Annotated in this window: 14 protein-coding genes; 8 read left to right on the top strand and 6 right to left on the bottom strand. The window is 47.1% G+C overall.

Annotated elements, in window-relative coordinates:
- Nucleotides 1–46: 46 nt before the first annotated feature.
- Nucleotides 47–862: a DUF6597 domain-containing transcriptional factor gene (locus tag BLR32_RS24975; RefSeq protein WP_089835733.1), complete on the bottom strand. Its 816-nt coding sequence runs from the start codon at nt 860–862 to the stop codon at nt 47–49.
- 379 nt (nt 863–1,241) lie between these two features.
- Here BLR32_RS24975 and BLR32_RS24970 point away from each other — a divergent pair, with 379 nt between their 5' ends.
- Nucleotides 1,242–2,999: an ABC transporter ATP-binding protein gene (locus BLR32_RS24970; protein WP_089835731.1), complete on the top strand. Its 1,758-nt coding sequence runs from the start codon at nt 1,242–1,244 to the stop codon at nt 2,997–2,999.
- Nucleotides 2,980–4,740, top strand: coding sequence for an ABC transporter ATP-binding protein (locus BLR32_RS24965; protein WP_089835729.1), 1,761 nt, complete (start codon nt 2,980–2,982; stop codon nt 4,738–4,740). The genes BLR32_RS24970 and BLR32_RS24965 overlap by 20 nt, the downstream gene beginning before the upstream one ends.
- 5 nt (nt 4,741–4,745) lie before the next feature.
- Here the strand turns inward: BLR32_RS24965 and BLR32_RS24960 are convergent, their stop codons facing one another.
- The 5 genes from BLR32_RS24960 to BLR32_RS24940 form a co-directional block, all read right to left on the bottom strand.
- Nucleotides 4,746–5,144 carry a DUF1634 domain-containing protein gene (locus BLR32_RS24960; RefSeq protein WP_089835727.1) on the bottom strand — a complete coding sequence of 133 codons (399 nt, stop codon included), beginning with the start codon at nt 5,142–5,144 and terminating at the stop codon, nt 4,746–4,748.
- 4 nt (nt 5,145–5,148) lie between these two features.
- Complete coding sequence (locus tag BLR32_RS24955) at nt 5,149–5,985, bottom strand: sulfite exporter TauE/SafE family protein (RefSeq protein WP_089835725.1); 837 nt, start codon at nt 5,983–5,985, stop codon at nt 5,149–5,151.
- A gap of 10 nt (nt 5,986–5,995) precedes the next feature.
- Nucleotides 5,996–6,652 (bottom strand): FadR/GntR family transcriptional regulator, encoded by a 657-nt coding sequence (locus BLR32_RS24950; RefSeq protein ID WP_089835723.1) that lies wholly within the window; start codon nt 6,650–6,652, stop codon nt 5,996–5,998.
- 390 nt (nt 6,653–7,042) lie between these two features.
- Entirely contained in the window at nt 7,043–7,969 is a 927-nt protein-coding gene (locus BLR32_RS24945) for an acyl-CoA desaturase (RefSeq protein ID WP_089835721.1), read from the bottom strand.
- 60 nt (nt 7,970–8,029) lie between these two features.
- Nucleotides 8,030–9,571, bottom strand: a complete 1,542-nt coding sequence (locus tag BLR32_RS24940) for a TPM domain-containing protein (RefSeq protein WP_176842425.1) — start codon at nt 9,569–9,571, stop codon at nt 8,030–8,032.
- A 215-nt stretch (nt 9,572–9,786) separates the two neighbouring features.
- Between BLR32_RS24940 and BLR32_RS24935 the strand changes: the two genes are divergently transcribed.
- From BLR32_RS24935 to BLR32_RS24910, 6 genes are all read left to right on the top strand, one after another.
- The gene (locus BLR32_RS24935) at nt 9,787–10,560 is read left to right on the top strand and encodes an MlaE family ABC transporter permease (protein ID WP_245705516.1); all 774 of its coding nucleotides are present in this window, start codon (nt 9,787–9,789) and stop codon (nt 10,558–10,560) included.
- Between the two features lie 17 nt (nt 10,561–10,577).
- Nucleotides 10,578–11,354: an ABC transporter ATP-binding protein gene (locus BLR32_RS24930; protein ID WP_089835716.1), complete on the top strand. Its 777-nt coding sequence runs from the start codon at nt 10,578–10,580 to the stop codon at nt 11,352–11,354.
- Between the two features lie 6 nt (nt 11,355–11,360).
- Nucleotides 11,361–12,143, top strand: a complete 783-nt coding sequence (locus BLR32_RS24925) for an MlaD family protein (protein WP_089835714.1) — start codon at nt 11,361–11,363, stop codon at nt 12,141–12,143.
- Between the two features lie 99 nt (nt 12,144–12,242).
- Complete coding sequence (locus BLR32_RS24920) at nt 12,243–13,259, top strand: zinc-binding alcohol dehydrogenase family protein (RefSeq protein WP_089835713.1); 1,017 nt, start codon at nt 12,243–12,245, stop codon at nt 13,257–13,259.
- 63 nt (nt 13,260–13,322) lie between these two features.
- Complete coding sequence (locus tag BLR32_RS24915; protein WP_089835711.1) at nt 13,323–13,868, top strand: hypothetical protein; 546 nt, start codon at nt 13,323–13,325, stop codon at nt 13,866–13,868.
- Nucleotides 13,869–13,956: 88 nt separating this feature from the next.
- Nucleotides 13,957–14,220, top strand: coding sequence for a hypothetical protein (locus BLR32_RS24910; protein WP_089835709.1), 264 nt, complete (start codon nt 13,957–13,959; stop codon nt 14,218–14,220).
- Nucleotides 14,221–14,241: the final 21 nt, after the last annotated feature.

The raw sequence follows: 14,241 nt of genomic DNA, 5'->3' as shown, positions 1-14,241 counted from the left end.
TTGACAAAAACGTCATCGATCCGGGTATTGCTATGGAAGTGAACTGTCAGATGTTGACAAAAACGTTATTGATCCAGGTCTCGCTGTTGAAATATGCTTTAGGAGATTGTTGGGTATACTGCCGGAATGTGCGGATCAGGTGAGATTGATCGTAATAGCCCGTTTCATAGCCACCAGCGGTATAGTTTTCTTCCGGATGCGCCTTTTGCCAGGAAACGAAGTGATTGAAGCGAATGATATTACTGACAGCTTTAGGCGTTAATCCCACCTGCTTTTTAAACAGGGAGTCGAGATATTTTGCGGATACGCCGGTGCGGTGCAGCAATTGATCTACAGAAATATTTCCCTTGTGCAACATTATTTCGCGTACTGCGGCATGTACATAGTCGTAGGTACCGGAGGGCGGTTGTAGTCCGGCGATCATACCCGTGAGTAGTCTTTCGAAGTGGCGGAAAGTCGTCTGTGGATGATCTGTGATACAATCCATAAAATTGCCGGCGGGAAGGATATCACTCAAAGGTGTGATGCCTGAAAGTGGATCAGGAACCGGCATTTTTAGAAAGGCAGCCAGTGTATGCGGATAGAAACGAATACCATATAAACGCGCGCCGGGCATGAGTTCCAGTGTGTAGCTGGTGAGTGTTTGTCCGGCGATAAATGCAGCAGGCTCTTCGATCCATTCTGTGTCACTGAATTTTCGTTTGCCTGTATACGGGGGTAGATGGAAGATGATCTCGTGATGCCCGTCTGGCAGGATATCTTCGTAGTAGGGCTGCGACAGGTGTGCAGGGACTTCGAGGTACCAGCAGTTTTTGACCAGATGGGTCAGGTGTTGCGCGATATAGGTTTCAATCCGTATCATAAAATCACACGAAAGTTATCACTAAAATTGACAAACATGGACAGCTTATTTCTGATAAAATGCGTAATTTCATAACTCACTAAAGAAAAGGAGGTATTCATGCAATCTACAGAATATTCATGGAAACCTTCGGTTGGTATCGCCTAACCGGGTTGCTCCATAAAAAATATCTGGGACGCGGACGCGTCGAGGTCCTTCCGGTTGTACCGGGAGGACTTTTTTTTTCTCATATACAATATTTGTTTATCCCGTTCGTCCTCTTATCAAACGCATAAACCCAAGGGCCCTTATACCTGCGTATTATAAAGCGCTTAATTTTCATTTAAATTGGTCTTGTGCAGTAAATAGGTCTGCCGCCTGCCATATATTTGTTATTGATATGAAGAAGACAAACACACCTGTTGCCACGACAGGGAAAGGAAACTCAGGATTGATGTCTTTGTTGCGCCCCTACAGAGGACAACTATTCTTACTGATCCTCATGGCTTTATGTAGCAATGGACTGAGCCTGGTCCTGCCTGCGCTGACTGCCAAGGGTATCGATGCCTATTCTAAAGGAACACTTGTGATCAGGGAACTGGTTATCGAGTTCATCGCTGCTGCGGTTGCTATTTTTATTTTCACCTACCTGCAAAGTATCATTCAGACATATATGGCTGAAAAGGTGGGACGGAGTTTACGAACTTCTCTTGCTGACAGGGTCTCCCGGCAGGACTATTCGTATATACAGCGGGTAAATCCCTCGAGACTACTGACGAATCTTACCGGCGATGTAGACAGTATTAAAGTCTTCATCTCCCAGGCGATTATTTCCATTGCCTCTTCCGCCTTTATGATCATCGGTTGTTGTGTACTGCTGCTGAGCAGGGACTGGAAGCTGGGCCTGGTGATACTTTCTATCATTCCTTTTATTGCGATCGCATTCTGGACGGTACTGAAAAAAGTGCGGTCAATGTTCCGCATCAGCAGAGAGGTGGTAGACAAATTGAATAAGACGATCAATGAGAGTATTACCGGTGCTGCCCTGATCAGGGTAGTGAATGCGCAGCAACTGGAATACGACCGTTTTATTGCGCCGAACGGCGAGTCAAAGACACTAGGCATTGCGATCGTCCGCATGTTTGCAGGCCTGGTGCCCGTTATCAGTTTCCTGGCGGGAATGTCAATACTGGCAACGCTTCTGCTGGGAGGACATTTTGTGATAAAAGGGGAGATGTCGCTCGGGGATATTGCCGCTTTTAACAGCTATATAGCGCTCTTAATCTTCCCGATCATCGTGATAGGGTTTATGAGTAATCTTATTGCCCAGGCATCTACTGCTTTCCAGCGTATCAGCGAGGTATTATATGCACCGGATGTACAGGATAAAGGCACGGTGAAGACGCAGCTGAATGGTGATGTGGCGGTAGAGAATATCGTTCTGTCAATGGACGGAAAGCCAGTGCTGAAAGACGTTTCGTTCTCGGTGAAAGCCGGTACCCGCACCGCTATTATTGGTCCGACGGCAGCCGGTAAAACACAGCTGCTGAATGTGATCGTAGGATTGCTGAAACCGGAAAGCGGGCGTGTGTTCTACGACAACACCGAGCTGGAGGAATATGACAAGGCGGCCCTGTTACAACAGGTAGGGCTGGTATTCCAGGACAGTATTGTGTTTAACATGAGTGTGCGGGAAAATATTGCCTTTAATGAAACGGTAAGCGAGGCCACCATGCAGCAGGCGATTGCCACGGCAGAGCTGAAAGAATTTATAGCAGGCTTGCCGGAAGGATTGGAAACGGTGGTGTCTGAGAGAGGCGCCAGCCTTTCCGGCGGACAAAAGCAACGTATCATGCTGGCAAGGGCCCTGGCTATTAATCCGCGTATCCTGCTGCTGGACGACTTTACCGCGAGAGTAGATGCCAATACTGAGCAGCGGATCCTTGAAAACGTCCAGGAAAATTATCCGCACCTGACATTGATTTCCGTTACACAAAAGATAGCATCTGTAGAACATTTTGACCAGATCATTCTCCTGATGGATGGAGAGGTAATCGCCGCAGGCACCCATCAGGAGCTGATGCAGACATGTCCTGAATACGTACAGATCTTTAATTCCCAACGTAGTACCAGCAATTATGAATTACAACCTGAATAATATAGACAAAACGGAACAGAAAAGTACTTCGGGGAAACGTCTCCTGAAATTACTGGCATATATTAAAACAGAGCACAAAGACCTGATCAAGGCATTCTTTATCATGATGGTCAGCCAGTCGCTGACGCTGACGGCGCCCTTTGTGATTGGTTATACGATCGACAACTATGTACAGACGAAGGACTTCTTCGGCATTCTTTTGTGCTCGGGCATCCTGCTGGGTATGTACCTGGTCAACTTTGGGTTTTCCTACTGGCAGAGCAGGATGATGGGAGGAGTAGGCCAGCGTATGTTGTATAACCTCCGGAATGCAGTGTTTGTGAAGTTGCAGGAGTTGCCTATTGCATTCTTCAACCAGAACAAAACAGGCGACCTCATTTCCCGTATCAACAACGATACGGACAAGATGAACCAGTTCTTTTCACAATCCCTTGTGCAGTTTGCCAGCGGTATTATGTCCATGACGGGAGCGGGTATTTTCCTCCTGTGTATCAACGTCAAACTGGGAGTAGCTACCTTGCTGCCGGGGCTTATGTTACTGGTTTTCACCCGGCTGATCTCACCGCTGGTGAAGAGTAAGAATGCCGCCAATATGAAGAGTACCGGAGGATTGAGTGCAGAGATACAGGAAAGCCTGAGCAATTTTAAGGTGATCATCGCTTTCAATCGCCGCGACTATTTCCGCAAACGTTTTGACCAGGCCAACCAGCAGAGTTATCGCACCGCAGTATCGGCAGGTTTGTTCAACAATATTTTCACGCCGGTCTTTTCCTTCTGTTCGCAGATGGCCATGCTGGCGGTATTGGTGTATGGTATCTACCTGATCTCTGTAGGACAGTTTACAGTGGGATTGCTGATCAGTTATTTGTCTTATTCTAACCACTTTTATAACCCTATCCGTCAGCTGGCGGCACTGTGGACCAACTTCCAGATGGCCATGGCTGGATGGGACAGGATCTCGCAGATCCTGGAGCTGGAATCTGACCTGAAGGTGATACCGGCAGGACCAGCGAAGGAGAATGCTCCGCTGATCAGTTTCAACAATGTGAATTTCCGTTACCCGGGCAGCAAAGACATTCTGCGGAATGTGAGCTTCAATATGGAAAAAGGAAAGACCTATGCACTGGTAGGGCCTACCGGTGGAGGAAAAACGACCACAGCATCCCTGATAGCTCGCCTGTACGATCCTACGGCAGGAGAGATATTGCTGAATGGACGGGATATCCGTTCTTATACACCGGAAGAAAGGGCACAGCAGATCGGTTTTATCTTACAGGAGCCTTTCCTTTTCTCTGGCACCATCCAGGAGAATATCGTGTATGGGAACGCGCGATACGCTGAATACAGCACCGCTCAGCTGGAAGAAGTCATTGCGAAGGCAGGATTGGATACTTTGCTGGAACGGTTCGAGGAAGGACTGGCAACCAGGGTCGTAGCAGGCAATGACGGTATCAGCCTGGGACAGAAGCAGCTCATTGCTTTTATGCGGGCGGTACTCCGTGATCCGGATCTGCTGGTGCTGGACGAGGCCACTGCAAATATCGATACGGTGACTGAACAACAGCTGGAAGCGGTATTGCAAAAGCTGCCGGCTCATACCACCCGTGTGATCATCGCGCACAGGCTGAATACCATTGAGAATGCGGATGAGATCTTCTTTGTAAATAATGGAGAGATCGCCCGCGCAGGTTCCTTCAGTCATGCCATGAATATGTTGTTGCATCACGAGCGTAGCTCGTGATGCCATCAGCCTCCCAGTCCGCTGAAGATGCTGAATGTAATAACGCTCAAAACGATCAGTGTGATCACTACGTACAGCCTGTCTTTTTCCATGGCGAAAGCCAGTACAGAAAAAGCGATACGGGTGATAGGAGTAGCCAGTAATACCACTACGCCTAATTGTATAATAGCTCTGCCATCCCATCGTAAGACCCCCTGGAGGATGCCTGGCAGGTGTCGTACATATTCCGGTGCGCCTGTGAATTGTGTGTATGAGGGCGTGGCGGTACCATGATTGATCAGGTAGATAATACCTCCGATGAAGGCAATGATACTGGAGGTGATCACGCCCCAGCGTAACTGCTGACCAATGAACATTTCAACGTCCCTTTCCTGCCAGAATGATTTCGAAAATAGCCTTTTCATTTGCTTATAATTTGCCTGTAAAACCGTTATAGATCATTTCCAGCGCCAGTGCGCTGATCACCACACAAAAGAGGATCCTGAGCTTGCGTGTATTGAGTTTCATCAACAACTTTGATCCGCCGAATGCTCCTGCCAATACACCCAGCACCACCGGCATGGCAATACCCGGATCAATATATCCGCGTTGCAGATAGATCACTGCACTGGCCGCGGCTGTTACACCGATCATAAAGTTGCTGGTGGTAGTAGATACCTTGAAAGGAATGCGCATGACGCCATCCATTGCCAGTACCTTCAGCGCACCGGAGCCAATACCCAGCAGACCTGATACCACACCTGCCACTGTCATCAGGGCATAGCCGCCCGCTACTCCGTTTACTTTATAAGGCACCTCCTGACCATTTACCGGATAGGAACTATTGAGCCGCATGATGCTGGCTAATTTGCTGTTACTGTCGTTGCTTCCATGCTCATTTTTCTTTCTGAGGGTCATCGCAGCAGAAAATAACAGCACAAAGCCGAAGAGGATGGCCACCAGGTGGGTAGGCGTGTATACTGCCAGTATAGCGCCGACTATTGCGCCGGTGGTGGTGGCTATTTCCAGGAACATCCCTATGCGGACATTCGTAATGCCTTCCTTGATATACGCTGCTGCTGCTCCGGAGGAGTTAGCAATGGAGGCTACCAGCGAGGCGCCAACGGCATAGCGGATATCGACATGAAAGATGAGCGTGAGGAGGGGAATGATTACAACGCCTCCTCCGAGACCTGTGAGAGAGCCCAGCATGCCAGCAATGAAGGCGCCTGCCAGGAGAATTAATGTGAATACCAGAATAGACATGACAATTTATTTAGAAATTATTTTCAAGGATGGCTTTTACTGTTTCAATGGCCTTGCCAGATTGTTGCTGCACGATAGCATTGGCGAGCTGTACGTGCAGCTCATGCGTGCGCTGGAATTGTGAAACATGCGGTTTTTCCCTTTGCTGGAAGCCATCCATGATCACGTTGGTGAATGTCTGGTAGAGATCTGCCAGCACACTGTTGTGCGAGGCGGTAGCCACGGCCCTGTGAAAGCGTATATCGGCGTCTGCACAGGCATTATAGTCATCCGCAGTAATTGCCTGCCATCTTTCTTCCAGCAGCGCATTCATCGCGTCCAGGTCGGCTTGCTGCCGGTGCTGTACGGCCAGTTGTACTATTTCCACTTCCAGCAGCTGCCGTACGTGGTTTACTTCCTGCATAGCGGCTCTTCTGAGTCTTTGATCAAGCGGCTCCGTCGTTGTTTTGAGGTCGCAAACGAAGGTGCCTGCACCTTGTTGTACTTTCAGGATGCCGGCGTTGGAGAGGGTCTTAATCGCCTCCCGGATAGTGGATCTCCCTACGCCGAACTGCTCCATAAGGACCGGTTCTGGTGGGATGAGGTCTCCTGGTTTGTATTTCCCCAGGGAGATGTCCTTTTGCAGGCTATATATGACCTGATCGGCCAGTTTGATTGCTTTTGCCATGATTAAACGTCTGATGTTTCACAAAGGTATGATGTTTAGATGAAACGTCTGATGTTTAAATCAAAGATTTGTTTGTAAAAAATAGGGATAGTTTCCGGTACCAATAGGCTGGCACTATAGTACCTATTCGGTGGGAGCTATAACCTACAGGCTCTCTACTCCTACATTACCCCTATCGTTGTATAGCGAACGCTATACAACGATAGGGGTAATGTAGGAGTAGAGAGCCTGTAGGTTACAAGTGGTAGTACAGTCGCAGCGAATCCTTACGCTTAAGGTCTGGGAGGGCTCGTGAAAGGAAAAACAGGGTACAAGAAGGGGACGTTATAAAACAACTGAGGCTCAGTGTATTACACACCGAGCCTCCCTATTTAAATAAGATGAATGATTTTATCTGTTCGCATCCACCAGTTTCCTGTTAGCTGCTTTTACCTCTGCTTTAGCTTCTTCAGTAAGCAGATTACTAGTTTTCACTTTTTCAGGAACACCCCTGATATCCCATACGATGCCAAAGAAGCCCAGTGTACGGAGGATATAGTAGGTGATATCGATCTCCCACCAGAAGAAGCCCTGACGGGTAGCACTCTGGTAGTAGTGGTGGTTATTATGCCATCCCTCACCCAGGGTTACGAGCGCCAGGATCAGGCTGTTTTTGGAGAAATCGCCTGTGTTATATCTTGGTTTGCCCCATTTGTGCATCAGGGAGTTGATGGTAAAGGTACCATGATACAGGAAGATGGTGCTCAGGAAGAAACCGATCAGCAGGGTAGAGAGACCGGCGCTCCAGTCGAACCAGCCTGCACCGTTTACTTTGTTACCTACAAAGTATACCGCTACAGCCAATACCAGTCCGGGTACAAAGTGATATTTATTCAGCCAGAACAGTTCTGGTTGTTTGAAGTCTTTTACCAGGTCGTAACGGGTTGGTTTATATTCAGGTCCCATGATCCAGCCCATGTGAGCGTACCAGAAACCGTATATGTTAGCAGAGTGCGGATCCTCAGGAGTATCGCTGTGTTTGTGATGGATACGGTGATTAGCTCCCCACCATAACACACCTTTCTGTAAACTGCTCTGTGCACCTCCAGCCAGGATGAACTGGAATACACGGGAGGTCTTGAACGTGCGATGGGAAAAATAACGGTGATACCCGCCTGTTACGAAGAACATGCGAGCTACATACAATGCGGCACATAAAATCCAGTCAAATGCTGTCACGTGCGTGAATATTGCCAGAATCGGCAGCAGGTGCATCCCCAAAAAGTCAAATTGACGCAACCAGTTAGGTCCTTTCCTCTGTTGTTTTTCGAAATTCATGGTGCAAAAATATCCCTATTCCGGACAATAAACAATGATCATGATCAGGGATCGGATTTTTTACCAGCTACTGCCGGCGCCGCCACCTCCTGAACTGCCGCCACCCCAGCCACCAGACGAGCCTGAGGAACCGGATGAGCCTGAAGAAGAACCAGAAGATCCTCCGGAAGATAACTTAGCAATAACATATGTTTCGTCCCGGGTATAATTACAGTGTTTGCACAGGTAATGCTGAATACCTTCTCCCTCACGACTTGTCGTAGCCCGCCTTATCACTTTCCTGCTACCAGCTACCAGGGTAAGCGCATTGCAGGAAGGACAGGTGCTTGCACTGGTCCGGAGATTCCGGTAGCCCAGTACCTTTTTGTCATCACAATGTTTACAATACCAAACATCATAAATGACAGACCCTACCTTATCTTCTGCCGCCTGTACCGGTTCCAGCAGTTCTTTCCTTTTTCCTTTTTTAAGTAATTGCATCGGGTGATGGCATGTTTCACAATCGTAGGGATCATAGCGCAGTTTATTCATCCGCGCAATATGCCACCTTGAATAGGCCAGAAGAGGAAGGGGAAAGGTAATGGCAGACAACCAGCTGTTGGCGTGAGCCAGATTGAGTGTTTCGTATTGCACATGGCGGTCGAAGCCCTGCAGTAAAACCCCCGCTTTTTTATTGATAGCGAAAGCGCGGTAAGCCAGATAGGCCATCAGGTTAAAATACATAATAAGTGGTAGTATCAACCAGTGGTAAACGTCCGGAATACCTATCAATATGACTAACAGCACCAATGGCAATGCATACACCCAGAGCTTGTGCCATACATTTGCTTTGAATAACTGAGGGAGATCCTTATTCTTTTTGACGATACCGGGTTGCACTAAGAAGAACGTTGCGAATATTGCGTAGAGCACGTACAGGATGGCCGAACCAAGGCCAGGCCTGTCGTGGGGGGCCTGCTCCACAGTAACGTCTGACTGAGAATAAGGTTCCGCTGTATTATCTCCTACGTCTCCTATTTTCATTACAGCAGCATTACTGGTGTCAGCAGATGCGGTACTATCCGTCACCGCTGCAACACTGCTATCCGTTTGCGATTGCAAGACATTTATAACTGCTGTCATGCCTTTCAGCATGCCTTCGTCGATATTGTTTTGTTTAAAGGAAGGCAGCATTTCGGATTGTTGTATCCGGAAACAGATCACGTCCGGCAGATCGCCTTCCAGGCCATAACCGGTTTCAAATTCTATCCTGTGCTGATCGTTTACCAGCAATACCATGAGACCATTATCCTTTCCTTTCTGTCCGGGGTGCCACAGTCTGAAAAGGTCGTGTGCTACGTCTTTCGGCACTTTATCGCCAATAGTATTCAGCAGTACAATAACTACCTGGGCGCGGCCTGACTGGTCGAGCTGCCGCATCTGTTCATTGAGCGCAGTTTCAGTTTGCTGGCTGATAAGGTGGTCGGGATTACTTACATAACCACCATGCTGCATGGGATCGGGGATCTTTTCTATTGTAAAGCCTGTGTCTTTCTTTTCTCCACAGGCCAGGGCAAACAGCAACAGCAGCAAATACAGGGGGTGTTTTTTTATATGAACCATAGAATTGTACATATTCTTTTCAAAAATAATAAACAGTATCTGCAAATGCTATCATACTTGTACAGGTTGGGTAAAATATTACCCATCCAGGCAGGAAGTTATTGCTGTTTCTGCCTGAAAATCATCGTTTCCTGCCATGGCATGAAAATTCTATCTCCTTATATCAGGGATGATCATTTCCACTTCCCGTATCAATTGACCTAATGCTTACTGTTATGGCCAGCGCACTTACATCAGCTTTTAATAAATACATGGAAATGCTTGGAGACCAGGTTGTTTTCACCGGCCAGTTTGCCCGTAATATTTTCCGTGATGGATTTGAGTGGGGAGAGTTTCTCCGTCAGTGTTATATTGTTGGTTACCGCTCCATTGGCCTTGTGGCTATCAATGGCTTTATCATCGGTTTTGTACTCACGCTGCAAACGCATCCTACGCTGAAAGATTTTGGTGCAGAGAGTTATGTGCCTGGTATGGTGGCCATTTCTATTGTCCGCGAGATCGGCCCTGTTATCATTGCATTGATCTGTACAGGTAAAATAGCCTCCAGTATAGGCGCCGAACTGGGAAGTATGAAAGTGACGGAACAGATAGCGGCCATGGAAGTATCCAGTGCCAACCCGGTACAGTACCTGGTGGTAACACGTATTCTGGCCTGTACCATTATGGTGCCTTTACTAACGATCATGGCTGATGCACTGGCCCTGGTGGGTGGCTGGGTCGGTGTAAATATACAGGAGCATGTCAGTGCTGCACTGTTCTTCCGGAAGTCTTTCCATGCATTGGAATTCAGCGACCTGATACCTGCGGTGGTCAAGTCATTTTTCTTCGGATATGCGATCGGTTTTGTGGGATGCTTTAAAGGTTATCATGCGTCCCGGGGTACAGAGAGCGTGGGCCGCGCCGCTAACTCCGCCGTGGTAAGCGCTTCTATATGGATCATATTTATAGATGCTATTGCAGTGCAGATCACGAACCTGGTCTATTATTAAATGTTTAAGCCACAAGTATGAACGATACACTTGTACAGGAAAAAGCAAAACAGCCGGCTGCGGAAGATGATGTTGTCATACGTATTGAACATCTGAAAAAAGCATTCGGCGACAATGAAGTACTGAAGGATATTAACCTTGAACTTCATCGGGGAGAGAATATTGTAGTACTGGGACGTTCCGGTCAGGGTAAATCCGTCACCATTCAATGTGTGGCCGGACTACTGGAGCCAGACGACGGCAATTTACAGGTACTGGGCAAAGAAATAAAAGAGCTCCCCGAAGAAGAACTGAAGGAACTGAGAAGTAAACTCGGTTTTCTTTTTCAGAGTGGCGCCTTGTACGACTCAATGACCGTGCGTGACAATCTGTTGTTTCCCCTTACCCGTGTACTGAAAATGAAAGATGAGGCCGAGATGGAAAAACGGGTGCAGGAAGCACTGGAAAGTGTTGGCCTGGAAGAAGCGATCGATAAATATCCTGCTGATTTATCGGGTGGTATGCGTAAGAGAGTAGGACTGGCGCGTACGCTGATACTCCGGCCTGAGATCATACTGTATGACGAGCCGACAACGGGACTCGATCCTATCACCTCCCGGGAGATCAGTGAACTGATTGTGAAGCTCCAGGAGAAATATAAAACATCATCTATTATCATTACGCATGATATGGCCTGCGCCCGTATAGTGGCGGATCGTATTGTGGTGATGAATGATGGCGAATTTATTGCGACAGGTACGTACGACGAACTGACTAAATCGCCGGATGAACTCATTAATAACTTTTTTAAATAGTAAAGTATGCAGCAGAAAACACAACAAAAGATCAAGGTAGGCATCTTTGCTACGGTTATGCTGGGGTTATTATTAGTGGGTATTTTCCTGATCGGGAGAAATAAAAGCCTGTTTCAAAGGACTTTTGTGCTTTACGGGACCTTTAAGAATGTGGGAGGCCTGCAGGTAGGTAATAATGTCCGTTTCGTTGGTATTGATGTAGGCACTGTGGAAAGCATTGATATATTATCCGATACAACGGCCCGTGTTGCCCTGCGTATCAAAGAGAAGGTGAAGCCGTTTATAAAAAAAGGTTCGGTGGCTGGTATCAGCACGGATGGACTGATGGGAGATAAGCTGATCACTATCAGTTCTGGCACGGAAAATGACACTCCGGTTAAAGACAAAGATGTGATTAAAACGGTGGATCCGATGAACTACGACAGGGTGTTGGACAGGCTTTCCGGCGTAGCTGAAAATGCAGAGGTGATCACTGAACAGCTGGCAGGTATTGCCACACAGATCAACCAGGGAAAGGGAAGTATCGGCAGGTTATTGTATAGTGACAGCCTGGCTACCAGCCTGGAGGGCACTGTGACAGAAGCGAAGAAAACAGTCAAGTCCATACGGAGAGGTTCGGATGGATTTAGCGAGAATATGGAGGCTTTAAAACATAATTTCCTGTTGAGAGGTTATTTTAATAAAAAAGAGAAAGCGGCCAAAAAGGAAGCGAAGGAGCAGAAGAAGGCAGCAGAACGTAAGAAAAAGGCTGATAAAGATTCATCCAGTCTCAAAGTACCAAAGGAATAAATCATACAGATCGGTTTTTGCATATGATAGCCGTCCGGTTTTTATACCGGGCGGTTAATTTTTTATTACTATTTTAGTCCGGTACAATAAGAACACTTTATGAAGATACTCACCTGTACCACACCCGGTAAGTTTGACTATGGAGAAACGGATATGCCTGTACTCACTGCTGATCATGCTATTATCAGGATCAAAAGAATAGGTATTTGTGGTACCGATCTGCATGCTTTTGAAGGAACGCAACCTTACTTTTCCTATCCCCGGATTCTGGGTCATGAGCTGGCGGGGGAACTGGTCTCTTACGACAATGCGCCGGGGTTTAATGCCGGTGAGCCGGTGACTTTTATTCCCTATTTTAATTGTGGTACCTGTGTGGCTTGTCGTAATGGGAAGCCCAATTGCTGTACAAATATCAAAGTATGTGGCGTACATGTGGATGGGGGTATGGTGGAATATCTGTCTGTGCCATCTGCATCGCTGGTGCATGGGGAAGGCTTGAGCATGGATGCGCTGGCCCTGGTAGAGCCATTGGCTATTGGCGCTCATGGGGTGCGCCGTGCCGGTGTTACGCCGGGAGAATTTGTGCTGGTAATAGGAGCGGGCCCTATAGGACTGGGCATTATGGAATTTGCGCGGATTGCCGGTGCAAAGGTGATTGCCATGGATATTAACCAGTCCCGTCTTGATTTCTGCAAGCAAAAGCTGAAAGTAGCGCATACTGTTAATGCGAAAACGGAGGATGTTATGGCCACTTTAATGCAGATTACGGGAAATGATATGCCAACAGTGGTGATCGACGCTACAGGGAGCCAGCAGGCTATCAATAATGGCTTTGCCTATATGGCGCATGGAGCCCGTTATGTATTGGTAGGACTTCAGAAAGGGGAGATTGCTGTCAGTCATCCGGAATTCCATAAAAGAGAAGCTACCCTGATGAGCAGCCGGAATGCCACCCGGGAAGATTTTGAGCATGTGATCCGCTGTATGAAAAGCGGTGAGGTAGATCCTACTACTTACATTACCCACCGGGTTAATTTCGGAGAGGTAAAAGATGAATTTGAAAGCTGGCTGAATCCGGCCAACGGAGTTATTAAAGCAATCGTAAATATGGATTGATCTTTTTATAAGATGCGCTTTTTCAATAACTTGTATTATATTGTCAGGTAAATTTCACATTGAATGGAAGAATTAACTGCCGGTAAGGGATCAAGGGTACAGCACGCACGTTATGGCCCCGGAGTGATCATCGGTGTAAAGTATGCCCAGTATGTTGTCACGTTTATGGATCAGGGCATTATCGAGGTAGATAAAACAGATCCTCTTTTTGAAATATTACATGTGGAAAATCAGAGCATTGAACTGGAAACAGTATCATCTGTTGAGACATCCCTGTTGAAAATATTACGTCTCTGGGGAGGTCTGACAGAGGTTGTTCCGCTGGGTGAAAGATGGGAGGGAGGTGTGATGACACTGCAACCTAAAGATCCTTCATTGAAGCCCAAGGAGATACCCATTGAAGCGTTTTTTCATAAAATAGTAATGGTCCGCGACCGCCTTCGTGTGTTGGAGCAACAGATCAATAGTCACAAGCAATTAAGCGATGAGGATAAAATAAATATGCAGCAGTATATTACCAGAATATACGGGTCACTTACTACCTTTAATGTACTGTTTAAGCAGAAAGAGCACTGGTTTACAGGAGAAAAGGGGGCAAAAGAAGACTAAGGGACAATGAAATCTTTTTGCAACCACATGGCCTTAATTTTGTTATATTTAGATTACATACAACTGTTCTTCCTAAACAAAATGCCGTATGAAAGATTTTACATTAGATTTTGATTTGAAAGGAGACAACTATGTAGTTGTTGTACAACCTCACGAATCAAGAGGGATAGAGCACTATAAAGCTGTACTCGACGAGGATCACTCTATCGATTATCTGTTACAGGGCAATGGTGACCTGCAGCCGAATGCAGACTATGCAGCGGATCCCCAGTTAGTGAATGCAATTGCCACACGTATACTCCAGGTGGTACATGTGGAAGATCGTGGAAATGGCGCCACATCATACCCCTGAGCATGTTTAAGGCATTTTGAT

Source organism: Chitinophaga filiformis (genome assembly GCF_900102545.1).
Lineage (GTDB): Bacteria > Bacteroidota > Bacteroidia > Chitinophagales > Chitinophagaceae > Chitinophaga > Chitinophaga filiformis.
Note: the sequence above shows the minus strand (reverse complement) of the source record. Positions and strands in the feature narration are given on the sequence as shown.

Bases quoted from the DNA above. Each gene is read 5' to 3' on its own strand.
- BLR32_RS24930 (WP_089835716.1), top strand. From the start codon at position 10,578: ATGAACGATACACTTGTACAGGAAAAAGCAAAACAGCCGGCTGCGGAA.
- BLR32_RS24950 (WP_089835723.1), bottom strand. From the start codon at position 6,652: ATGGCAAAAGCAATCAAACTGGCCGATCAGGTCATATATAGCCTGCAA.
- BLR32_RS24925 (WP_089835714.1), top strand. From the start codon at position 11,361: ATGCAGCAGAAAACACAACAAAAGATCAAGGTAGGCATCTTTGCTACG.
- BLR32_RS24960 (WP_089835727.1), bottom strand. From the start codon at position 5,144: ATGAAAAGGCTATTTTCGAAATCATTCTGGCAGGAAAGGGACGTTGAA.
- BLR32_RS24965 (WP_089835729.1), top strand. From the start codon at position 2,980: ATGAATTACAACCTGAATAATATAGACAAAACGGAACAGAAAAGTACT.
- BLR32_RS24920 (WP_089835713.1), top strand. From the start codon at position 12,243: ATGAAGATACTCACCTGTACCACACCCGGTAAGTTTGACTATGGAGAA.
- BLR32_RS24945 (WP_089835721.1), bottom strand. From the start codon at position 7,969: ATGAATTTCGAAAAACAACAGAGGAAAGGACCTAACTGGTTGCGTCAA.
- BLR32_RS24975 (WP_089835733.1), bottom strand. From the start codon at position 862: ATGATACGGATTGAAACCTATATCGCGCAACACCTGACCCATCTGGTC.
- BLR32_RS24910 (WP_089835709.1), top strand. From the start codon at position 13,957: ATGAAAGATTTTACATTAGATTTTGATTTGAAAGGAGACAACTATGTA.
- BLR32_RS24940 (WP_176842425.1), bottom strand. From the start codon at position 9,571: ATGGTTCATATAAAAAAACACCCCCTGTATTTGCTGCTGTTGCTGTTT.
- BLR32_RS24955 (WP_089835725.1), bottom strand. From the start codon at position 5,985: ATGTCTATTCTGGTATTCACATTAATTCTCCTGGCAGGCGCCTTCATT.
- BLR32_RS24935 (WP_245705516.1), top strand. From the start codon at position 9,787: ATGGCCAGCGCACTTACATCAGCTTTTAATAAATACATGGAAATGCTT.
- BLR32_RS24915 (WP_089835711.1), top strand. From the start codon at position 13,323: ATGGAAGAATTAACTGCCGGTAAGGGATCAAGGGTACAGCACGCACGT.
- BLR32_RS24970 (WP_089835731.1), top strand. From the start codon at position 1,242: ATGAAGAAGACAAACACACCTGTTGCCACGACAGGGAAAGGAAACTCA.